The organism is Streptomyces sp. DI166 (genome assembly GCF_900091315.1).
Lineage (GTDB): Bacteria > Actinomycetota > Actinomycetes > Streptomycetales > Streptomycetaceae > Streptomyces > Streptomyces fuscus.
Genome location: NZ_FLSP01000028.1, coordinates 14180 through 34132, shown reverse-complemented (window position 1 = coordinate 34132; position 19953 = coordinate 14180). Strand labels below are relative to the sequence as shown.

Genomic DNA, 19953 nt, shown 5'->3' with positions numbered 1-19953 from the left:
GAGGCCCAGCCGTCAGCCGGGCCTCCGTCACCCTTGATCGACTGCCACCGTCACCCCTGACCGGCTATCGGAGCGTGCAGGAGTTGACCACGTTCACGCCGTCTGCGGGCCTGCCGACGGTCCGGCCCGCGGGCGGGCGTATGTCCCGCTCCACCCAGGCGACCAAGGTGTCGAAGGCCGAGCGATAGCAGGGCAGGATCGGCCGCAGCCGGTCGGGGTGACTGTCGTAGAGCCCGTCCACATGGGTGCCGCCCGCGATCGTGTAGTACCGGTGCAGCCGGGACCTGCCCGCGGCGCCGGTCATGCGGTCGTACACATCCGAGTCGGCCGCCTTCGGCAGCAGCGCGTCCAGGTCGCCGTGCAGGGTGATCAGCGGCTTGCCGATCCGCCCGGTGAGCGCGACCCGGGCCACCGCGCGGTGGACGGAGGCGGGCCGGGAGGTGTAGTCGTAGGCCGCGTCCTCGGCGCACGGGGCGAGGATCCGCTCCGGCGTGCTGCCGGCGGACGGGCCGGGGCAGCCGGGAGCGTACGTCGGATCGAACTCGGCGCGGTAGATCTTCTGTGTGACACCCCAGTAGGCCTTCTCGTGGTAGGGCCACAGGAATTCCGAACCGCGAGCGAAGCCCACCGCGTACAGGTCCTCGTCCCCGGCCCTGCCCAGGGTGCGCGCCACGGTCGTGGGCAGGGAGGTCAACAGGTTCGGGCCGTGCGCGATCCACAGCGTCCCCTCCCAGTCCACGCCCCCGTCGTACAGCTCCGGACGGTTCTCCAACTGCCAGCGCGTGAGGTAACCGCCGTTGGAGACACCGGTGATGTACGTGCGGCTCGGGGAGTGCCCGTAGCGCTGGGCCACGGCCTTGCGGGCCGCGCGGGTGAGCTGGGTGGTCCGGGAGTTCCACTCGGCCACCGCGTCACCGGGCCGGACACCGTCCCGGTAGAAGTCGACGCCGCTGTTGCCCTTGTCGGTCGCCGCGTACGCGTAGCCCTGGGCGAGCACTTGGTCGGAGATGGCCTTGTCCGTCGCGTACTGGCGCCGCGTGCCCGGCGCCCCGGTGACGACCAGCCCGCCGTTCCAGCGGTCCGGGAGCCGGATCACGAACTGCGCGTCGTGGTTCCAGCCGTGGGTCGTGTTGAAGCGCGAGGAGTCCGGGAAGTACCCGTCGATCTGAATCCCCGGCACCCCGGACGGCACGCGAGTTCCGGCCGCCGTGAGTCCGGCCTGGTCGGCGAGATCGGTGTAGGGCGTGCCGGCGAGCCCGGTCGTGGTCAGGTCACCGAGACAGGCGCTCTGTTGGAAGGCCGCGCCCGGCACACGGATCTGATGCCGACGTGCGCAGTGTTCCTGTCCGGCTGAGGCGCCCGCGGCGGGAGCGGGCCACAGGAGCGCCGACGCGAGCAGGGCGGTCACGGCGAGAGGAGCACCTCGGGACAAGCGCATTGCGGCCTCCAGAGCACAGGGAAACATGTCGACAGGGCGACAAGGGGAGGGAGTTGGGGGCGGAGCCGGAGCTGCCCCATGGTGCGTTTCCTTCTGTGCCTCATCCATGGGTTGGGACCACATGGATCGAGGGCGTCGCATGGTGGCCGGTTTGTGAGGCGGCGATGGGACGGTTCTTCCCCGCCCTGCCGCCCGCCGTGGGCGTACCGCTAGTGCGCCCACGGCGGAGGTAGGGCGGGCTGAACAGGACCCGCGCGGGGGAGTGTTGGACGTGCCGCCCCGGGCGAGGGGCCGGGGCCCCGGCAACGGCCCTCAGGCCGCCGCCTCCGTTCGCGCGGGGCGCAGGGCCTCCTGCTGGACGACCCGGCGGCGTCGGACCGGCATGCCCATGGTCGGGTTGGCGATGCCCCAGGCCGCGCTCTTGCAGATCAGTTCCTTGTAGCGGGCGGCCAGCCGACCGGTCAGGGCGCGCTCGACGGCCTGGTCGTCCGCGGTGACGAACTGGATCAGGCCCTCCTTGCGGCCGAGCGAGATGCACTGCTGGAAGTACCGGATCGTGTTCTTCGGGAGCTTGCCGCCGGTGAGGCGGGCCGCGATGCTGTCGGCGGCCAGCCAGGCCATCGGGACACCCGAGGCGCAGGACATGCGCAGCGGCTTGTCACCGGGGCCCATGGCCCGGGCGGCGTCGCCCACGGCGTACACGTCCGGGTGCGAGACCGAGCGCATGGTGTCGTCGACGACGATCTGCCCCCGGTCGGTGACCTCCAGGGTGGTCGCGGAAGCGATCGGGTGGACGGCGAAGCCGGTGGTCCAGATGGTGACGGCGGCCGGGACGACCGTACCGTCGGCGGTCTTCACGCGGTGCGCGTCCACCGCGGCGATCTCGGTGTTCTCGTGGACGGTGATGCCGAGCCGGTCCACGACCCTGCGCAGGTGACCCCGGCCCTTCTCGGAGAGCCAGTCGCCGAGGGCGCCACGGGCGGCCAGGGCGACATCGAGGTCGGGACGGGCCTCGGCGATCTCGGTCGCGGCCTCCAGGCCGGTCAGACCGCCGCCGACCACGACCACGGGCTCACCGGCGCCCAGGGAAGCCAGCCGCTCGCGCAGGCGCAGCGCGCCGGGCCTGCTGGCGATCTCGTACGCGTGCTCCGCGGTACCGGGCACCCCCTGGTCGTTCCAGCCGCTGCCGAGCGCGTAGACGAGGGTGTCGTATGCGAGGACTTCCTCGGCGCCGTCCGCGACGACGGTCACCGACTTCGCGTCCGCGTCCACCGCGGTGACCTTCGCGAGCCTGAGCTCCACACCCGTGCCCGCGAACAGTTCGGCGAACGGCCGGGCCTTGAGTTTCTGGCCGGTGGCGAGCTGGTGCATCCGGACGCGCTCGACGAAGTCGGGCTCGGCGTTGACGAGGGTGACGGACACGTCGTCGCGGTGCAGTCGCCGGGCGAGGCGGCCGGCCGCGACAGCTCCGGAGTAGCCGGCGCCGAGGACGACGATGCGGTGCTTCATGTGACTGCTCCTGTCTGGGTCGGTTCACCGCTGTTCTGCGCGGTGTCGATCCTTGAACCGGGCAGCTCGCCGATTCCTGACAGGATCAGGATGTGAAGCACGTCACATCACGTCGGGGTGCGGTCAGAGGGTCAGAAGCGGGGGCTCCCGGTGGTCCGCGGCGGCCCACTGTTCCGTCGCGCGGGCCAGCTTGTCGGGGTTGACCTGGCTGCGCACCGCCACGATGCCCTCCGGTGTGACTTCCAGGCAGCTGATCGCGACGACCCGGCCGTCCACGACCGCGACGATGGCGGGATCGCCGTTGGCGGTCGTCGCGTAGATCTCGGGCGCGCCCCCGACCAGGGCCCGCTTGGCCTCGCCGGGCTTGAACAGGCCGCGCAGGAACTTGGCGACCGCGAGCGCCCCCTCGAACGGCTTCGTACGGGCCGGGACCTTCCCACCGCCGTCGCCGACCGTGATCGCGTCCTGGGTGAGCAGACGCACCAGGGGCTCGGTCTCGCCGCTGGTCGCCGCGGCCAGGAACTCCTCCACGATGCGCTTGGCGGCGGCCTCGTCGATCTCGGTGCGCGCCTTGCCCGCCGCGACGTGCTTCTTCGCCCGGTGGAAGGTCTGCTGGCTGGCCGCCTCGGTGATGTCCAGGATCTCGGCGATCTCGCGGTGCGCGTAGTCGAACGCCTCCCGCAGCACGTACACCGCGCGCTCATTGGGCGACAGCCGCTCCAGCAGTACGAGGACGGCGTACGACACCGACTCGCGCTGCTCCGCGGTGTCGGCCGGGCCGATCATCGGGTCCCCGGCGAGCAGCGGCTCGGGCAGCCACTGGCCGACGTACGTCTCGCGCCGGGCACGGGCTGAAGTGAGCTGGTTGAGGCAGAGGTTGGTGAGGACCTTGGTGAGCCACGCCTCGGGCACCTCGATCCGCCCGGTGTCCGCCGCCTGCCAGCGCAGGTAGGTCTCCTGCACCGCGTCCTCGGCCTCGCTCGCCGAGCCGAGCAGGCGGTAGGCGATGGCCTCCAGCCGGGGCCGGGCGGCCTCGAACCGGTCCACATCACTCATGATCGACGGCATGACTGCGATCCTATGCGGCCCCGGGCGCCGAGCACATCGGGATTGCTCACCAGGACCGTCGCACCCGCTCCGCCCGGCGGCCTCAGCTCGGGCGCACGGCCATCCTGTCGAGGGCCTCCAGGAGGCCGGGCAGCTCCGGGCCGCGTCCCACCGGCAGGACCTCGCCGGGCTCGTCGTCGAGGAGCACGAACGCGATGTCGTCGGTTCTGGCCACCAGGGACCAGCCGGGGCCGTCGGCGCGCAGGGTGCGGGCCTGGCCCGAGGCGAAGGCGGACCGGACCCGGCCGAGCGGCGGCGGCGATTCGATGTACGCGCGTGCCTCGGCGAGAACGCGACGGATGCCGGCGTGCCCCTTTGGCTTGTCCTCCGAAGCGTCTTCGGGGGAGTTCCCCGAGGAGCCCTCGGACGAGTCCTTTGAGGCGCCTTCGGATGAGTCCTCCCCGGTCTCCTCGGGGGCCGGGAAGTCCGCGTCGTCGATCTGCTCCCGCCACGTCGCCCACTGCAGCGCGATCTCGTCCGCGCCCAGCCGGCGCTGCGCCGGGCCCCACGTGGAGGTGTCCGGCGGTGTCAGCAGCGGGCCGTCCGCGATGTCGGGCTCGGGGTCGTGCGGCGGAGGCACGTTGGGGGCGGCGACGGCGACCGCGAGCGGCCAGCCGGGCAGCGCGGCGACCACCGTGCGCTCGTCCGGCGACAGGTCGTACTCCATGCCGCAGTCCCAGGACGCGATGGCGACCGCGACCAGCGAGACGTCGTCGATGACGACCGTCCAACGGGCGCCCTCGCCGTCCTGGCCGAGCACCAGCCCGTAGCCGTCGGCCAGAGGCGCGAGGCCGAGCGCCGCGCACGCCTCGGGGTAGTCGTCGCCCAGCACGCTCGGGAACTTCGCCGGTGTCAGCAGCACCGCCGTCAGCACATAGAGCGCGTCGTCCTCGGCGGCGACGGCCTGCTCGTCCGTCCCGGCCATCCCAGCCTCCCCATCCATTCGTCCATCGGCGCGCACCCTAGTGCGCCGGGAAGGCCCTTGTCACGACTCCCGCCCCCACGCGGAGCTGCAGTTTTCCGGCTGGACGGGGTGAAATCACCCTTCCCGGGGCGACGCGGGTCACGCCGCCGGAAGCCCGAGCAGGTCCCGCGCGACGGTCCGCGGGGACTCGTCGCGCTCCCGCGCGAGGGCGATGACGGCCCGGCACGCCAGCTCGTTCACCCCGAACGACAGGGCCTCCGGTGAGACCCACCCCGCGGCCTCGTCGATGCGCTCCTGGTCGTCCTCCGCGCAGGCCGAGACGTACGCGGCGGCGGCCTCGAACAGGTTGTGCGTACGTCCGTCCTGCTGGGCGCTCTGTTCCGTGCGCCACGCTTCCCGCATGCGCCCCCAGGACCGTCGGACCTTGCCGAACATGCTGACCACCTTCCCCCTGTGCGGTTGTCATGTCGCGTGTCCATCTCCTGCCGTCCGAAACGGAGTTGCGGTTCCGGGCGGCAGCAGCGAACGGCACGCTCACGAGCATCGGGCACCCGTCCGCGGACCGGTAGTCCCCCTCAGTCCTCCAGGGAGGCGAGGGTCTCGCGCAACCAGCGGGTTTCGGCCCGGGAGGTGGCCCGGGCGATGGTGAGGATGCCGCGCCGGAACGGATCGTCGAACTCCTCCGCGCTCAGCGGCCGGTCGCCGTCGTAGAAGAAGCTGGCGGGTTCCTCCAGGAAGGCGAGACGGCGGCGCAGCACGGCCGACTGGGCGGCCGGGTCGTCGAGGTGCCGGAGGAAGGCGAGCACCGTGAACCAGCGGTTCTCGTCGGTGATGTCACGCCGGCCGGGCTCGGCCAGCCGCCGCCGCAGTTCCTGCCCGCCCGCCCCGGTGAGCGTCAGTACATGGCGGGGCGCCGCCACCGCGCCGGGCTCGGTGGTCCGCTCCAGCAGTCCCGCCTTCTCCAGCCGCTTGATCGCCGGGTAGAGCGTGCTCTCCGCGATCGGGCGCACGTGCCCGGTGAGCGCGGTGATGCGCTTGCGCAGCTCATAGCCGTGCAGGGGGGTGTCGTAGAGGAATCCGAGGATGGCGAGCTCCAGCATGGCCACATCTTCGCGTACCACGCGGGGCGTGCGGTGCTCACGTAAGGGCATGCATCGCTCTCGCAATACATCGGTTCCGATGTATTCTCCTGGAGAGACGTTCGCGACGGGGAGGGTGCCGCAGTGCAGCAGACGGAATTCGACGGCAAGGGGAGCTGCGTCCGGTGGACGGAGGTGCCGGGGGAGGAGCCCGCGCGGGTGTACGTGCACGGGCTGGGGTCGATGTCGTCCGTGTACCACGCGCACATCGCGGCCCGGCCGGAACTCACGGGGCGGCGCAGCCTGTTCGTGGATCTGCCGGGCCACGGCGTCAGCGACCGGCCCGCGCACTTCGGCTACTCCCTGGAGGACCATGCCGACGCCCTGGCCAAGGTGCTCGACGAGGCGGGACTGACCGGCGCGGAGCTGATCGCGCACAGCATGGGCGGGGCCGTCGCCCTCGTCCTCGCCCACCGGCGCCCCGAACTGGTCTCCCGGCTGGTCCTGACCGAGGCCACCCTCGACCCGCTGCCGCCGCCGTCCGCGGGCAGCCGCGAAATCGCCGCCTATGGGGAGGACGATTTCGCCGACGACGGCCACGCGCGCGTGCTGGACCGTGTGGGACCGCTGTGGGCGGCCACGATGCGTCTGGCCGACCCGCGCGCCCTGCACCGCAGCGCCGTCGGGCTCGTCCGGGGGTCGCGGCCCACGGGGCGGGAGATCCTCGCGGTCCTGCCCGTGGACCGGGTCTACGTGCAGGGCGGGCTCAACGGTGAACTGCCGGGCAGCCGGGCGCTGGAGGCCGCGGGCGTGCGCGTGGTGACGGTGCCCGGCGCCGGCCACAACGTCATGCTCGACAATCCGGACGCCTTCGCCGCCGTGGTCGCCGGGACCCTCTGAGCGCTCAGTCCGCGCGGACGGCGAGCGCCAGGAAGCGGGAGTCCTCGTCGGCGTACGACGTCATGCGCCAGCCGGAACCGGCCAGCAGGGGGCGGAGATTGGGCTCGGCACGCAGGTCGTCCGGGGTGATCTGCCGCCCCTGGCGGGCCGCGAGCGCCGCCCGGCCGATCGGGTGGAACAGCGCCAGCGTGCCGCCCGGGCGCACCACGCGGGCCAACTCCCGCAGATTGCGCGCCGGATCGGGCAGATGCGCGATCAGGCCCGCCGCGAACACGGCGTCCAGCGACTCCGACCGCAACGGCAGCGCGGCCACGTCGGCGAGCAGCAGCCGCCCGTCCCGGTCCCGTCCCGCCCGTACGGCCGCTTCCAGCATGGCCGGGGTCAGATCGGCCCCGACGACCACTCCCGACGGTCCCACGGCCGCGCGCAGGGGCGGCAGGGCGCGCCCCGTCCCGCAGCCCGCGTCGAGCACCCGGTCACCCTCGCGCAGCGCGAGGTCGGCGACCGCCGCCGCATAGGCGGGACCGTCGTCCGGGAAGCGGGCGTCCCAGTCGGCCGCACGAGCGGTGAAGAACTCCTGGACGTGTGTGTGGTCGTCGCTCATGCTCGGCATGATCCCTCACCGGCGCGGGTGAAGGCGTCACCGACAAGGAGGACGCGTCTGCGCGCATGTTCGAGCTGGAGGCGATCGTTCTGCGCGTCTTCCGTGTCATATTCCAACAGCTTTCGAAACGCGCCCCGGTTGTGCGCCCCTGCCGGGACTAGCGTCCCGGGGCCATGGGACACCTGGACCACGCCGCCCTCGGGTGGCTGACCCCCGCGCTGTCGTACGCGATGGCCTGCATCGGCGCCGCCCTGGGGCTGCGCTGCACCGTGCGCGCGCTCGCCGCGACCGGACGCTCGCGCCGCAACTGGCTCGTCACCGCCGCCTCCGCCATCGGCACCGGCATCTGGACCATGCACTTCGTGGCCATGCTGGGCTTCAGCGTCAGCGGCACCGACATCCGCTACGACGTACCGCTCACCATCGCGAGCCTGCTCGTGGCCATGGCCGTGGTCTGCGCCGGTGTCTTCGCCGTCGGCTACAGCCGCGACCGCACCCGCGCGCTCTTCCTCGGCGGGCTCACCACCGGACTCGGTGTGGCCAGCATGCACTACCTCGGTATGGCGGCGGTCCGCCTGCACGGCGAGGTGAGCTACGACCCGGTCCTCGTCGGGCTGTCGGTCCTGATCGCCGTCGTCGCCGCGACCGCGGCGCTGTGGGCGGCGCTCAACATCAAGTCGCCCGTCGCGGTCACCGTCGCCTCCCTGATCATGGGCGCCGCGGTGAGCAGCATGCACTACACCGGGATGTTCGCGGTCGGCGTGCGGGTCACGCCCGGCGGCGACGCCCTGCCCGGGGCCACGGCGATGCAGTTCATCTTCCCCCTCGCCGTCGGCCTCGGGTCCTACCTGTTCCTGACATCGGCCTTCGTCGCCCTGTCCCCGACAACGGGGGAGCGGGCGGCCTCCGCCTCCGCCCAGCGGCCGGTCGAGAGCGCCGCCCGTTAGCCACGGGCCGCCCCGGCGAACCACTTCCGAGCGAGGAGGCCATGCGTACACCCCGTAGGACCACCGCCCCCGGCGCCGAGTCGCCGCCCTCACCGCCCGTACGCGGCCGCCGAGCGCACGCCGGACCGCCCGCCGACGAAGGACCCGACGACACCCTCGGCGGCCCGCCGGACGACGCGCCCGCGCGGGGAGGCCGCTGGCACCTGCGCCCGCGCACCGTCCGCGCCAAGATCGTCTGCCTGCTGATGGTGCCCGTGGTCTCCCTGCTCGCCCTGTGGGCCTACGCCACCGTCACCACCGCTCAGGACGTCTCCCGGCTGCGCCAGGTCCAGCGCGTCGACGCCGCGATCCGCGGACCCGTCGCGGACGCCGTCGCCGCCCTCCAGGCCGAACGTGTCACCGCGGTGCGCCTCGCCACCGAACCCTCCGCCGTGTCGGACGGCGACTACAAGGAACTCACCGCGCGCACCGACGCGGCGGTGGCCCGACTGCGACTCGGTGACCGCAGCACCGTGGCCCACGCGGAAGAGTTGCCGGCCGGAGTGGCGAGCCGCCTGGAGGAGTTCGTCTCCCGCGCCGAAGGGCTCGGCGCGCTGCGCTCCGACGTCCTCGACGGCCGGGTGAGGTGGGACCAGGCCTACACGGGGTACACCAGGACCATCGCCGCCGCCTTCTCCGTCGGCGGCGCGCTCACCGGCATCCAGGACGCCGCACTCGGCTCGGACGCGCGCGTGGTGCTCGAATTCTCCCGCGCGGGGGAGGCGTTGGCCCAGGAGGACGCGGTACTGGCCGGCGCACGCGTGGCGGGCCGGCTCGACGGACAGCGGCTGCGGCTGTTCACCGGGGCCGTCGGGACCCGGCGCGCCCTGACCGAATCGGCCGTGGCCGACCTGCGCGGCCCCGAGCGCACCGCGTGGGAGGAACTCGCGGCCGGGGACGACTACGCCGCCGTCGGCGCGGCCGAGGACGCGGTCCTGGCTGCCGCACCGGGAGCACGCGCCGTGGCCGCCGCACCCCGGGCCGCCTGGGACCGGTCCCTTGCGCAGGTGCGGGACGGGATGCGCGCCATCGAGGCCGACGCGGGCCGCGGCGTCGCCGACCGGGCCGACCCGTTCACCCGGGGACTGCTCACCCCGGCCGGAGCCGCCGTGCTGCTCGGCCTCCTCGCCGTCGCCGCCTCCCTGGTGATCTCCGTCCGTATCGGCCGCGGCCTCGTCGTCGAACTGGTCGGCCTGCGCAACAGTGCGCTGGAGATCGCCCGCCGCAAACTCCCCGAGGCCATGCGCCGACTGCGAGCCGGGGAGGAGATCGACATCCGCGCCGAGGCCCCGCCCCAGCAACCCGCCGAGGACGAGGCCGGACAGGTCGCCGAGGCCCTGAACACCGTGCACCGCGCCGCCCTGCGGGCCGCCGTGGAGCGCGCCGAACTCGCCAGCGGCATCTCCGGTGTCTTCGTCAACCTCGCCCGCCGCAGCCAGGTCCTGGTGCACCGTCAGCTCAGCCTGCTGGACAGCATGGAGCGCCGCTCCGACGACCCCAACGAACTGAGCGACCTGTTCCGGCTCGACCACCTCACCACCCGCATGCGCCGCCACGCGGAGAGCCTGATCATCCTCTCCGGCGCAGCGCCGGGACGCGCCTGGCGGATGCCGGTCTCGCTGACCAACGTGGTCCGCGCGGCCGTCTCCGAGGTCGAGGACTACGCGCGCGTGGAGGTACGGCAGCTCCCCGAGGCCGCCGTGGTCGGCACCGCCGTCGCCGACCTCACCCACCTGCTGGCCGAACTCGTCGAGAACGCCGCCCAGTTCTCACCGCCCCACACGCGCGTGCGCGTCACCGGCGAACCCGTCGGCAACGGCTACGCAGTCGAGGTCGAGGACCGCGGGCTCGGCATGGGCAAGGAGACCCTCGCCGAGGCCAACCGCCGCATCGAGCAGTCCGAGGCGCTCGACCTGTTCGACAGCGACCGGCTCGGACTGTTCGTGGTCAGCAGGCTCGCCGCCCGGCACGGCATCAAGGTGCACCTGCGCACCTCGCCGTACGGCGGCACCACCGCGGTCGTCCTGCTGCCCACCGCCCTGCTGCAGAGCGGTGCCGCGGAACGCTCCCCGCGCCAGGAGGCCGAGGCGCCCCGGCCCGCCGAACGCGAGTACGCGCGCGTACCCGGCCGCGCCCCGCACCCGCACCAGGAACCGGTCGAAGCCCCGGCGGACCGGCCCGCGCTGGTGCCCCCCGCGGCGGTGGCCGCCCGGTCCGCCGCCGATCCGCCGACGCCTCCCGGCGTCACCGCCCTGCGACTCCACCGGACACCGGACGACACCGACGGCCCCGAGGGGTCCGACGGCTCCGACGACCTCCCGCGCCGCGTCCGGCAGGCGAACCTCGTCCCGCAACTGCGCCAGGCGCCGGCCGCGGAACAGGCCCCGGCCGCCCCCGAGGACGACGAGCGCACCCCCGAACTCGTCCGGGACCGCATGGCGGCCTACCGCGCCGGCTGGGCGCGCGGCGGCGGACGGCAGCCCGGCCGCGGCACCGCCCCGCATCCCCCCGCGCGCAGCGACAGCAGCGAAGGAGACCACGCATGACCCAGGACCCCGGCATGAGGGACGGCGTGGGGGTCCCCCCGCGCGAGCGAAGCCGAGAGTGGGGGAGGTCCGGTGAACTCGACTGGCTGCTGGACGACCTGGTCCTGCGCGTGCACGAGGTGCGCCACGCGGTGGTGCTCTCCAACGACGGGCTCGCCGTGGGCGCGTCCAGCGACCTGCGCCGCGAGGACGCCGAGCATCTCGCGGCGGTCGCCTCCGGCTTCCACAGCCTCGCCAAGGGCGCGGGACGGCACTTCGGGGCCGGCGGGGTGCGCCAGACGATGGTGGAGATGGACGACGGCTTCCTGTTCGTGGCCGCCGCCGGTGACGGTTCCTGCCTGGCCGTCCTCACCGCAGTGACCGCCGACATCGGGCTCGTGGCCTACGAGATGGCCCGTCTGGTGAAACGTGTCGGCGAGCACTTCTACGCCCCGCCGCGGGTCACCGCGCGGCCGCCCGCGGCGGGCTGAGCCGAGAAGACGGACCTCAACCATGACCGAAGACCTCAAGGGCGCCCCGCGCGAGCAGGGCATCCAGTGGTACGACCACGAGGCCGGACCACTCGTCCGCCCCTACGCCATGACCGGCGGCCGCACCAAGCCGGGACCCACCGGAGTCCGCTTCGACCTGATCGCGCTGGTCACCCTCGACGTGGGCACGCTCGGCACCGTCGACGACGCGGCGTTCGGACCGGAGCACCGCACACTGATCGATCTGTGCCGCCCGGAGACCCAGTCGGTGGCCGAACTCGCCGCGGGCGCCGATCTGCCGGTCGGCGTCGTCCGGGTACTGCTCGGCGACCTCCTCGAACTGGGCTGCGTCACCGTCAGCCGTCCGGTCCCGCCCGCGCAGCTTCCTGACGAACGGATTCTGCGCGAAGTGATCGAAGGGTTGCGGGCGCTGTAGATGACAGTTCAGAAACCGGCAAAAAGCAGTCGAACCCTCCGGGGAGAGGCCGCAGTTGCCATCATGCAGACTTCGCACATACGCACAGCGGTCGCACGGACACGTCAGGTGGCCGTGCGGCGCGCCCCCGACGACGCCGACCGTTGCCGGCACTCCCGAGAGAAGTGATCGATGGCCTCCGAGGACCTGGGTGGCGAGACGGCCGCCCTCGCGTTGAAGATCCTGGTCGCCGGTGGATTCGGCGTGGGCAAGACCACCCTGGTGGGCGCGGTCAGTGAGATCAAGCCGCTGCGCACGGAGGAACTGCTCAGCAAGGCCGGCCAGTGGGTGGACGACACCGACGGGGTGGACCAGAAGGTCACGACCACCGTGGCCATGGACTTCGGACGCATCACCATCCGCTCCGGCCTCTCCCTCTACCTGTTCGGCACACCCGGCCAGGACCGCTTCTGGTTCCTGTGGGACGAGCTGTCCCAGGGAGCCCTCGGCGCGGTCGTACTCGCCGACACCCGGCGCCTGGAGGACTGCTTCCCGGCCGTGGACTACTTCGAGCACCGGCACATCCCCTTCGTGGTGGCCGTCAACTGCTTCCCCGGCGCCCGCGCCTACGGCGCCCAGGACGTCTCCCGGGCCCTCGACCTCGACAAGGGCACACCCGTCGTGCTCTGCGACGCCAGGGAACGCGACTCGGGCAAGGAAGTACTCATCCGGCTCGTCGAGTACGCCGGACGCATGCACACCGCCCGGCTGCTCGACTCCGTGGGCTGACACAGCATCCGCCCGTCGGCCGCGGGATGCGGGGACTTCGGTCAACTTCGGTGGCTCGCCCCGTTCTCCTTGCTCTGGGCACGACTTGTCCGGAAGGCTGGCGGGCGGATCCTCCCCCGGCCTGGGGGAGATGTCGCACGGGGAGACGGGACATGGCGCAGAACCAGGGACTGGGCTGGCTGCTGGACGACCTGACGGAACGGGTGGAGCATGTGCGGCACGCACTGGTCCTCTCCAACGACGGCTTGGTGACGGGCGCGAGCACCGGGCTGCGCCGGGAGGACGCGGAGCACCTGGCCGCGGTCTCCTCGGGCCTGCACAGCCTCGCGAAGGGGTCCGGCCATCACTTCGGCGCGGGCAGAGTGCGTCAGACGATGGTCGAGTTCGACGACGCCGTGCTGTTCGTGACCGCGGCCGGCAGCGGCAGTTGCCTGTGCGTCCTCAGCGGCGCCGAGGCCGACATCGGACAGATCGGGTACGAGATGACCCTGCTCGTCAACCGGGTCGGCGAGCACCTCGGAGTGGATCCGCGCAAGCCTGGGGGAAATTCCCCGGAAGAGTTCTGACCTGCTGTTTTCCGCTCCCTCGCAGAGTTATCCACAGGCCCGCCACGAGATCCGGCGGATTGGTTACCTTTCTGTCACGGCTGACGCACACAGCGTGAGCACCGACGCCACGGGGGCAACCATGACCGGATCCACCCTCACCCAGCCACGCCGCACCTCCTGCACGCCCGGCCACGCGGCCCGCGAACTGGGGCTGCGGCGACGCGAGTTCGACCTCGCCGTCCACCTCGGACTCGTCCGCACGGTGCCGGACGAGGGAGGCGGCGGCACCCGCCGGGTCCCGCGCGACGAGATCGAGCGGCTGCGCGCGGCGGAGGGATTCCCCGACTCCCTGCTGGACCGCGTGTGGACCGTCGGCACCACCGAGGGCGCCAACCTGATGCAGGTGCCGCCCGGCCGCTTCACCCGCCTCGCCCGACTCGGTCTGGTGGTGCCCGTGTCCTTCTACCTCAACCGCTACCGGGCCGTCGTCTGGATGTATCTGGCCGAGGAGCTGCGGCAGTTCGCGGCGGACGAGAAGAACACCCCGCTGCTGAAGGCGCGCACGCCCGAGGGCCTGCGCGACCAGCTCGCCGGCGGCCTGGATCTGCGCGCCCGCAACTGGCGCGGACGCCACCTGGGCTTCCTGTTGCGCCAGAGCGACGACCCGTGGCAGCAGGCCGGAGCCGTCGCGGCCTTCCTCGACCCGGTGCAGATCGCGGAGATCGTCCCCGATCCCTACGAACGCTCCCACCTGAACCGCTTCCGGCCCGGTCCGCCCGCGCACGGAGCACCCGGCTCCCCGGCCGCCCGCATCTGCGAACAGATCATGACGGCGGACCACGCGGACGAGATCGGCTGGCTGCGGGCCGACCTGGCACGGGCCGTCGACGAGGCCAGGACCCAACGGCCCGCACCACGACCGAAGCCGCTCGCGCAGCGGCCGACAGCCCCGGAACCGGACGAACCCCGGCCGACCCACCGCCTGTTCGGCTGGCTGCGCCGCAGAAGCGGATGACCTGCGCAAGCGGCTGATCTGCAACGCCCGGAACAGACCCTCGCGGTCTACGGCGCCCGGAACAGATCCCCGTGGTCTACGGCCCCTGGAACAGATCCCCGTGGTCTACAACGCCCGGAACAGACCCTCCTGGACGACCGACACCAGCAGCCGCCCCTCGCGGTCGTAGATCCGACCGCGGGCCAGACCGCGCCCGCCCGTGGCGATCGGCGACTCCTGGTCGTACAGGAACCACTCGTCCGCGCGGAACGGCCGGTGGAACCACATCGCGTGGTCCAGTGACGCCATGTCGAAACCGCGCGGACCCCACAGCGGCTCCACCGGGATGCGCACGGCGTCCAGGAGGGTCATGTCACTGGCGTAGGTCAGCGCGCAGGTGTGCACCCACGGATCGTCGCCGAGCGGACCCACGGCACGCATCCACACCGCGCTGCGCGGCTCGGCGTCCTTGACGTCCGCGGGAGTCCAGCGCAGCCGGTCCACATAGCGGATGTCGAAGGGCTGGCGGCGCGCCATCCGCTCCAACTGCTCCGGCAGCGCGCCCAGATGCTCCCGGATCTCGTCGACGACCGTCGGCAGCGACTCCGGGTCCGGCACCTCACGGGCCGGCGGCAGCTGGTGCTCGAAACTCCCCTGTTCAGGCTTGTGAAAGGAGGCGGTGAGATTGAAGATCGTGCGGCCCTGCTGCACGGCGGTGACCCGGCGGGTCGTGAACGACCGCCCGTCCCGCACCCGTTCGACCTGGTACACGATCGGCACCCCCGGTCGGCCCGGGCGCAGGAAGTACGCGTGCAGCGAGTGCACCGGCCGTTCCCCGTCCGTGGTCCGGCCCGCCGCGACCAGCGCCTGGCCGGCCACCTGGCCGCCGAAGACCCGCTGCAAGGACTCGTTCGGGCTGCGGCCACGGAAGATGTTGACCTCGATCTGCTCCAGGTCGAGCAGGTCGACAAGCCTCTCGGCCGGATTCGTCGTCATGTCTGGCATTCTCCCGTGCTCACAACTGGCCCACGTCGGTGACCCGCACCACCGCGCGGCCCTCCGCGTCGGAGGCCGTCAGGTCGACCTCCGCGCTGATGCCCCAGTCGTGGTCGCCGTTGGGGTCGTCGAAGATCTGCCGGACCCGCCACAGCCGGTTCTCCGGCTCCTCCTCGATGATCAGCAGCTTCGGGCCGCGCGCGTTGGGACCGGTGCCGAGGTCGTCGTACTCGTCCCAGTACTTGTCCATCGCCTCGCCCCAGGCGTCCGCGTCCCAGCCCGCGTCGGCGTCCATCTCGCCCAGCTCCTCGACCTGGTCGAGGGCAGCCAGCTCGACCCGGCGGAAGAGGGCGTTGCGGACCAGGACCCGGAAGGCGCGCGCGTTGGTGGTGACCGGCTTGACCTCGTCGGCCTTCTCCTGGGCCTCCTCGGCGGTCATCTCCTCCGGGTTGGCGAGCTGCTCCCACTCGTCCAGCAGACTGGAGTCGACCTGGCGGACCATCTCGCCCAGCCACTCGATCAGATCCTGCAGGTCCTCGGACTTCAGGTCGTCGGGGATGTTGTGGTCCAGGGCCTTGTAGGCGCTGGCCAGGTAACGCAGCACGATGCCCTCGGTACGGGCCAGCTCGTAGAAGGACACCAACTCCGTGAAGGACATGGCCCGTTCGTACATGTCCCGGATCACGGACTTCGGCGACAGCGGATGGTCGCCGACCCAGGGGTGGCTCTTGCGGTACGTGTTGTACGCGTTGAAGAGCAGCTCCTCCAGGGGCTTGGGGTAGGTGATGTCCTGGAGGCGCTCCATGCGCTCCTCGTACTCCACCCCGTCGGCCTTCATCGCGGCGACGGCCTCGCCCTTGGCCTTGTTCTGCTGGGCGACCAGGATCTGCCGCGGATCGTCCAGCGTGGACTCCACGACGGACACCATGTCCAGCGCGTAGGACGGCGACTCCGGGTCCAGCAGCTCGAACGCGGCCAGCGCGAAGGTGGACAGCGGCTGGTTCAGCGCGAAGTCCTGCTGCAGGTCGACGGTCAGCCGCACGATCCGGCCCTCGGCGTCCGGCTCGTCGAGCTTCTCCACGATGCCGCCGTCCAGCAGCGAGCGGTAGATGGCGATGGCCCGCCGGATGTGCCTGAGCTGCTGCTTGCGCGGCTCGTGGTTGTCCTCCAGCAGATGCCGCATCGCCTCGAAGGCGTTGCCGGGCCGGGCGATCACCGACAGCAGCATGGTGTGGGTGACCCGGAACCGGGACGTCAGCGGCTCCGGCTCGGAGGCGATCAGCTTCTCGAAGGTGTTCTCCGTCCAGCCGACGAACCCCTCGGGCGCCTTCTTGCGGACCACCTTGCGCCGCTTCTTCGGGTCGTCGCCGGCCTTGGCGAGCGCCTTCTCGTTCTCGACGACGTGCTCGGGCGCCTGCGCGACCACGAAGCCCGCCGTGTCGAAGCCCGCCCGTCCGGCCCGGCCCGCGATCTGGTGGAACTCACGGGCGCGCAGCGTGCGGACACGGCTGCCGTCGTACTTGGTCAGCGCCGTGAACAGGACCGTGCGGATGGGCACGTTGACGCCCACGCCCAGCGTGTCGGTGCCGCAGATGACCTTCAGCAGACCGGCCTGCGCGAGCTTCTCCACCAGACGGCGGTACTTGGGCAGCATGCCCGCGTGATGGACACCGATGCCGTGCCGCACGTAACGGGACAGGTTGCGGCCGAACTTGGTGGTGAAGCGGAAGTTGCCGATCAGCTCGGCGATCTGGTCCTTCTCCTCGCGCGAGCACATGTTGATGCTCATCAGGGCCTGCGCCCGCTCCACGGCCTGCGCCTGCGTGAAGTGCACGATGTAGACCGGCGCCTGCTTGGTCTCCAGCAGTTCGGTCAGCGTCTCGGTGAGCGGGGTCAGACGGTACTCGTAGGACAGCGGCACCGGGCGGGTGGCCGAGCGGACAACGGCGGTGGGGCGGCCGGTGCGCCGGGTGAGGTCCTTCTCGAACATCGAGACATCGCCGAGCGTGGCCGACATCAGGACGAACTGCGCCTGCGGCAGTTCGAGGATGGGGATCTGCCAGGCCCAGCCCCGGTCGGCCTCCGCGTAGAAGTGGAACTCGTCCATGACGACCTGGCCGACGTCGGCGTGCTTGCCGTCGCGCAGCGCGATCGACGCCAGCACCTCGGCGGTGCAGCAGATGACCGGGGCGTCGGCGTTGACGGAGGCGTCGCCGGTGAGCATGCCGACGTTCTCGGTGCCGAACAGCTTGCACAGTTCGAAGAACTTCTCCGACACCAGTGCCTTGATGGGGGCCGTGTAGAAGGTGACCTCGTCCCGGGCCAGCGCGGCGAAGTGGGCGCCCGCCGCGATCATGCTCTTTCCGGAGCCCGTGGGCGTCGACACGATGACATTCGCGCCGGACACCACCTCGATCAGCGCCTCCTCCTGGTGGGGGTAGAGAGTGAGCCCCCGCTCCTGTGCCCACGACTCGAAGGCTTCGTAGAGGGCGTCGGGGTCGGCGGTCGGCGGCAGCTGATCGATGAGGGTCACCCACCCATCTTGCCTGCCGACCGGCCTGACCGGGGAATCGGCTGCCGAACCGAAGATCGTGACCGCTACGCTGTGTCGCCGACAGCAGGTCAGCGCCCACCGTCAACTGGACAGCGGCGCACGAGGAATGGGGCGGGCAAGGGCCATGATGGGACCAGCACACTCACTGTCGGGCGCCGCGGCCTGGCTCGGCGTCGGCGCGGCTGCCGCGGCGGCCGGACGGCCGATGCCCTGGCCCGTCGTCCTGGTCGGCGCGCTGATCTGCGCCGGCGCGGCCCTGGCCCCGGACCTCGACCACAAGGCCGCCACCATCTCCCGCGCCTTCGGACCCCTCTCACGATGGCTGTGCGAGATCGTCGACAAGCTCTCCTACGCCGTCTACAAGGCCACCAAGAAGCAGGGCGACCCGCGCCGCTCAGGCGGTCACCGAACGCTCACGCACACCTGGCTGTGGGCCGTCCTGATCGGGGCGGGCACCTCGGTCCTGGCGATCACCGGGGGCCGCTGGGCGGTACTGGGCATCCTCTTCGCGCACATGGTGCTCGCCATCGAGGGCCTGCTCTGGCGGGCGACGCGCGGTTCCAGCAGCGATGTGCTGGTCTGGCTGCTGGCCGCGACCAGTGCCTGGATCCTGGCCGGGGTCCTGGACCAGCCGAACAACGGCGCGAACTGGCTGTTCACCGAGCCGGGGCAGGAGTACCTGTGGCTCGGCCTGCCGATCGTGCTCGGTGCGCTGGTGCACGACATCGGGGACGCGCTGACCGTGTCGGGCTGCCCGATCCTGTGGCCCATCCCGATCGGCCGCAAGCGCTGGTACCCGATCGGCCCGCCGAAGGCCATGCGGTTCCGGGCGGGCAGTTGGGTGGAGCTGAAGGTGCTGATGCCCGCGTTCATGCTGCTCGGGGGAGTGGGCTGCGCGGCAGCGCTCAATGTGATCTGAGCCGGGGCGGCGGGCCCCGGTCAGGAACCCTCGGTGTCCCCCGCGCCGTAGCGGCGCTCGAAGCGGGCGACGCGGCCCTCGGAGTCCACGGTGCGGGCCTTGCCGGTGTAGAAGGGGTGGCTCTCGGAGGAGATCTCCACGTCCACGACCGGGTAGGTCTCACCGTCGTCCCACTCGATGGTCTCTGCGCTGGTCGCGGTGGACCGGGTGAGGAAGGCGTACCCGGCGGCACGGTCCCGGAAGACGACCGGGCGGTAGTCGGGGTGCTTGTCCTGCTGCATCGGGGCTCCTCGGGGGTCGGCGCGACGGCGGCTTCAGCCGGACAGGGCGTCCTCGTCGACGATGTGCATCGCGGCCTCCTCGGCCGAGGCCGCGGCGCCGTCGATACCGACGTCCGTGGCGACCAGCGCGCTCTCGTCGTCCTCGTGCGCGCCCTCGTCGGGGGCGACGAGCCGGCCGGAGCGGGTGGCGCCGACCTCGTTGTCCAGCAGCTCCCCGTCGGTGCCCTCGCAGTCGCCGAGACCGTCGCCGTCGGGGGTGGCGAGGTCGGGCAGCTCCTCGGCGAGCCGTTGGTCCAGCGTCTCGCCCTGATGGCGTTCCGCGGCCGTCACACCGCTGCGCTCCACCGCCCAGGGCCGCTCCGGCGGGGACCAGCCACGGTCCAGGGGATCGTCGACGCCGTCGCTGTCCAGGGTGTCCTCGGCGTCGAGCAGCCCCGCGTCGTCCTGGATCTCGGACGCGTCGGGCTGGTAGACGTCGTCCCCCCATCCGTCGGCGCTGTTCACGGATACCTCCAGGTGCTGGGGACGGGCCCGTCGACATCACCGTCGACGACGGGCCGGCGCGCGGGGCACAGGCCGCGCCCGTCACGAACCGCAGGCTTCCCGGGCGCTCCCCGAACCGGTGCCGCTTTCCAGACTTCCACCCCTGTTCCCACCCGCGCAACGGCACGGGCCCGCGCCGGGGACGGGAGGCAGGCGGGACCGGGGAGCGGAGCCGCGGGAGGGGTGACGGCGGTAGCAGCAGCATGTGGGGCGTGCGGCCCGGGGACAGGAGCGGCGACCGGCGCCGAGGCGGCGAAGGGGACTGCGGCGGCGACAGGGCCCGAGCCGGTGACTTGGCCCGCGGCCGTGACAGGGCCGCCGCCCTCGCCGCCCCCGTCCGGCGGGCGCCG

At 72.2% G+C, this 19953-nt stretch carries 20 protein-coding genes; 9 read left to right on the top strand and 11 right to left on the bottom strand.

Features of this window, described 5'->3' with window-relative positions:
• Positions 1-64: 64 nt before the first annotated feature.
• The 6 genes from GA0115233_RS16120 to GA0115233_RS16095 form a co-directional block, all read right to left on the bottom strand.
• A complete protein-coding gene (locus GA0115233_RS16120; protein ID WP_093720912.1) occupies positions 65-1438 on the bottom strand; it encodes a tannase/feruloyl esterase family alpha/beta hydrolase in 1374 nt (457 codons plus the stop codon).
• A 312-nt stretch (positions 1439-1750) separates the two neighbouring features.
• On the bottom strand, positions 1751-2947 hold the full coding sequence (locus GA0115233_RS16115) for an NAD(P)/FAD-dependent oxidoreductase (protein WP_093720911.1): 1197 nt from the start codon (positions 2945-2947) through the stop codon (positions 1751-1753).
• Positions 2948-3070: 123 nt separating this feature from the next.
• Positions 3071-4015 (bottom strand): RNA polymerase sigma-70 factor, encoded by a 945-nt coding sequence (locus tag GA0115233_RS16110; RefSeq protein ID WP_093720910.1) that lies wholly within the window; start codon positions 4013-4015, stop codon positions 3071-3073.
• Between the two features lie 82 nt (positions 4016-4097).
• A complete protein-coding gene (locus GA0115233_RS16105; RefSeq protein ID WP_093720909.1) occupies positions 4098-4979 on the bottom strand; it encodes a hypothetical protein in 882 nt (293 codons plus the stop codon).
• Positions 4980-5117: 138 nt separating this feature from the next.
• On the bottom strand, positions 5118-5414 hold the full coding sequence (locus tag GA0115233_RS16100; protein ID WP_093720939.1) for a hypothetical protein: 297 nt from the start codon (positions 5412-5414) through the stop codon (positions 5118-5120).
• A 140-nt stretch (positions 5415-5554) separates the two neighbouring features.
• A complete protein-coding gene (locus GA0115233_RS16095; RefSeq protein ID WP_093720908.1) occupies positions 5555-6079 on the bottom strand; it encodes a PadR family transcriptional regulator in 525 nt (174 codons plus the stop codon).
• 123 nt (positions 6080-6202) lie between these two features.
• On the opposite strand from GA0115233_RS16095, the gene GA0115233_RS16090 reads away from it, so the two are divergent.
• A complete protein-coding gene (locus GA0115233_RS16090) occupies positions 6203-6958 on the top strand; it encodes an alpha/beta fold hydrolase (RefSeq protein WP_093720907.1) in 756 nt (251 codons plus the stop codon).
• Positions 6959-6962: 4 nt separating this feature from the next.
• Here GA0115233_RS16090 and GA0115233_RS16085 read toward each other — a convergent pair whose 3' ends face one another.
• Positions 6963-7562, bottom strand: coding sequence for a class I SAM-dependent methyltransferase (locus GA0115233_RS16085; protein ID WP_093720938.1), 600 nt, complete (start codon positions 7560-7562; stop codon positions 6963-6965).
• 173 nt (positions 7563-7735) lie between these two features.
• Between GA0115233_RS16085 and GA0115233_RS16080 the strand changes: the two genes are divergently transcribed.
• The 7 genes from GA0115233_RS16080 to GA0115233_RS16050 all read left to right on the top strand — a co-directional run bounded on the left by GA0115233_RS16080 (position 7736) and on the right by GA0115233_RS16050 (position 14331).
• Positions 7736-8509 (top strand): MHYT domain-containing protein, encoded by a 774-nt coding sequence (locus GA0115233_RS16080; RefSeq protein WP_093720906.1) that lies wholly within the window; start codon positions 7736-7738, stop codon positions 8507-8509.
• 41 nt (positions 8510-8550) lie between these two features.
• The gene (locus tag GA0115233_RS16075) at positions 8551-11094 is read left to right on the top strand and encodes a sensor histidine kinase (RefSeq protein WP_093720905.1); all 2544 of its coding nucleotides are present in this window, start codon (positions 8551-8553) and stop codon (positions 11092-11094) included.
• Between the two features lie 14 nt (positions 11095-11108).
• Positions 11109-11564 carry a roadblock/LC7 domain-containing protein gene (locus GA0115233_RS16070; RefSeq protein WP_093720937.1) on the top strand — a complete coding sequence of 152 codons (456 nt, stop codon included), beginning with the start codon at positions 11109-11111 and terminating at the stop codon, positions 11562-11564.
• A 22-nt stretch (positions 11565-11586) separates the two neighbouring features.
• Positions 11587-12000 carry a DUF742 domain-containing protein gene (locus GA0115233_RS16065; RefSeq protein WP_093720904.1) on the top strand — a complete coding sequence of 138 codons (414 nt, stop codon included), beginning with the start codon at positions 11587-11589 and terminating at the stop codon, positions 11998-12000.
• 171 nt (positions 12001-12171) lie between these two features.
• The gene (locus GA0115233_RS16060) at positions 12172-12768 is read left to right on the top strand and encodes a GTP-binding protein (protein ID WP_093720903.1); all 597 of its coding nucleotides are present in this window, start codon (positions 12172-12174) and stop codon (positions 12766-12768) included.
• 152 nt (positions 12769-12920) lie between these two features.
• A complete protein-coding gene (locus GA0115233_RS16055; protein WP_093720902.1) occupies positions 12921-13334 on the top strand; it encodes a roadblock/LC7 domain-containing protein in 414 nt (137 codons plus the stop codon).
• Between the two features lie 121 nt (positions 13335-13455).
• Positions 13456-14331 (top strand): DUF6397 family protein, encoded by an 876-nt coding sequence (locus GA0115233_RS16050; RefSeq protein WP_093720901.1) that lies wholly within the window; start codon positions 13456-13458, stop codon positions 14329-14331.
• Positions 14332-14436: 105 nt separating this feature from the next.
• Here GA0115233_RS16050 and GA0115233_RS16045 read toward each other — a convergent pair whose 3' ends face one another.
• Together GA0115233_RS16045 and GA0115233_RS16040 are read right to left on the bottom strand one after the other, a co-directional pair.
• Positions 14437-15306, bottom strand: a complete 870-nt coding sequence (locus tag GA0115233_RS16045) for an acyl-CoA thioesterase (RefSeq protein WP_093720900.1) — start codon at positions 15304-15306, stop codon at positions 14437-14439.
• Positions 15307-15325: 19 nt separating this feature from the next.
• Positions 15326-17839, bottom strand: a complete 2514-nt coding sequence (locus GA0115233_RS16040; RefSeq protein WP_093720899.1) for a DEAD/DEAH box helicase — start codon at positions 17837-17839, stop codon at positions 15326-15328.
• Between the two features lie 145 nt (positions 17840-17984).
• Here GA0115233_RS16040 and GA0115233_RS16035 point away from each other — a divergent pair, with 145 nt between their 5' ends.
• The gene (locus tag GA0115233_RS16035) at positions 17985-18779 is read left to right on the top strand and encodes a metal-dependent hydrolase (RefSeq protein WP_093720898.1); all 795 of its coding nucleotides are present in this window, start codon (positions 17985-17987) and stop codon (positions 18777-18779) included.
• A 20-nt stretch (positions 18780-18799) separates the two neighbouring features.
• Here the strand turns inward: GA0115233_RS16035 and GA0115233_RS16030 are convergent, their stop codons facing one another.
• Positions 18800-19060, bottom strand: coding sequence for a type B 50S ribosomal protein L31 (locus GA0115233_RS16030; RefSeq protein ID WP_093720897.1), 261 nt, complete (start codon positions 19058-19060; stop codon positions 18800-18802).
• Positions 19061-19093: 33 nt separating this feature from the next.
• The gene (locus GA0115233_RS16025; protein ID WP_093720896.1) at positions 19094-19564 is read right to left on the bottom strand and encodes a DUF5709 domain-containing protein; all 471 of its coding nucleotides are present in this window, start codon (positions 19562-19564) and stop codon (positions 19094-19096) included.
• Positions 19565-19953 lie beyond the last annotated feature (389 nt).

Excerpts from the sequence above, each read along its gene's own strand:
- GA0115233_RS16110 (WP_093720910.1), bottom strand. The coding sequence starts at position 4,015 with ATGCCGTCGATCATGAGTGATGTGGACCGGTTCGAGGCCGCCCGGCCC.
- GA0115233_RS16095 (WP_093720908.1), bottom strand. The coding sequence starts at position 6,079 with ATGCTGGAGCTCGCCATCCTCGGATTCCTCTACGACACCCCCCTGCAC.
- GA0115233_RS16035 (WP_093720898.1), top strand. The coding sequence starts at position 17,985 with ATGATGGGACCAGCACACTCACTGTCGGGCGCCGCGGCCTGGCTCGGC.
- GA0115233_RS16105 (WP_093720909.1), bottom strand. The coding sequence starts at position 4,979 with ATGGCCGGGACGGACGAGCAGGCCGTCGCCGCCGAGGACGACGCGCTC.
- GA0115233_RS16080 (WP_093720906.1), top strand. The coding sequence starts at position 7,736 with ATGGGACACCTGGACCACGCCGCCCTCGGGTGGCTGACCCCCGCGCTG.
- GA0115233_RS16030 (WP_093720897.1), bottom strand. The coding sequence starts at position 19,060 with ATGCAGCAGGACAAGCACCCCGACTACCGCCCGGTCGTCTTCCGGGAC.
- GA0115233_RS16060 (WP_093720903.1), top strand. The coding sequence starts at position 12,172 with ATGGCCTCCGAGGACCTGGGTGGCGAGACGGCCGCCCTCGCGTTGAAG.
- GA0115233_RS16070 (WP_093720937.1), top strand. The coding sequence starts at position 11,109 with ATGAGGGACGGCGTGGGGGTCCCCCCGCGCGAGCGAAGCCGAGAGTGG.
- GA0115233_RS16075 (WP_093720905.1), top strand. The coding sequence starts at position 8,551 with ATGCGTACACCCCGTAGGACCACCGCCCCCGGCGCCGAGTCGCCGCCC.
- GA0115233_RS16045 (WP_093720900.1), bottom strand. The coding sequence starts at position 15,306 with ATGACGACGAATCCGGCCGAGAGGCTTGTCGACCTGCTCGACCTGGAG.
- GA0115233_RS16085 (WP_093720938.1), bottom strand. The coding sequence starts at position 7,562 with ATGAGCGACGACCACACACACGTCCAGGAGTTCTTCACCGCTCGTGCG.
- GA0115233_RS16065 (WP_093720904.1), top strand. The coding sequence starts at position 11,587 with ATGACCGAAGACCTCAAGGGCGCCCCGCGCGAGCAGGGCATCCAGTGG.
- GA0115233_RS16100 (WP_093720939.1), bottom strand. The coding sequence starts at position 5,414 with ATGTTCGGCAAGGTCCGACGGTCCTGGGGGCGCATGCGGGAAGCGTGG.
- GA0115233_RS16055 (WP_093720902.1), top strand. The coding sequence starts at position 12,921 with ATGGCGCAGAACCAGGGACTGGGCTGGCTGCTGGACGACCTGACGGAA.
- GA0115233_RS16050 (WP_093720901.1), top strand. The coding sequence starts at position 13,456 with ATGACCGGATCCACCCTCACCCAGCCACGCCGCACCTCCTGCACGCCC.
- GA0115233_RS16115 (WP_093720911.1), bottom strand. The coding sequence starts at position 2,947 with ATGAAGCACCGCATCGTCGTCCTCGGCGCCGGCTACTCCGGAGCTGTC.
- GA0115233_RS16120 (WP_093720912.1), bottom strand. The coding sequence starts at position 1,438 with ATGCGCTTGTCCCGAGGTGCTCCTCTCGCCGTGACCGCCCTGCTCGCG.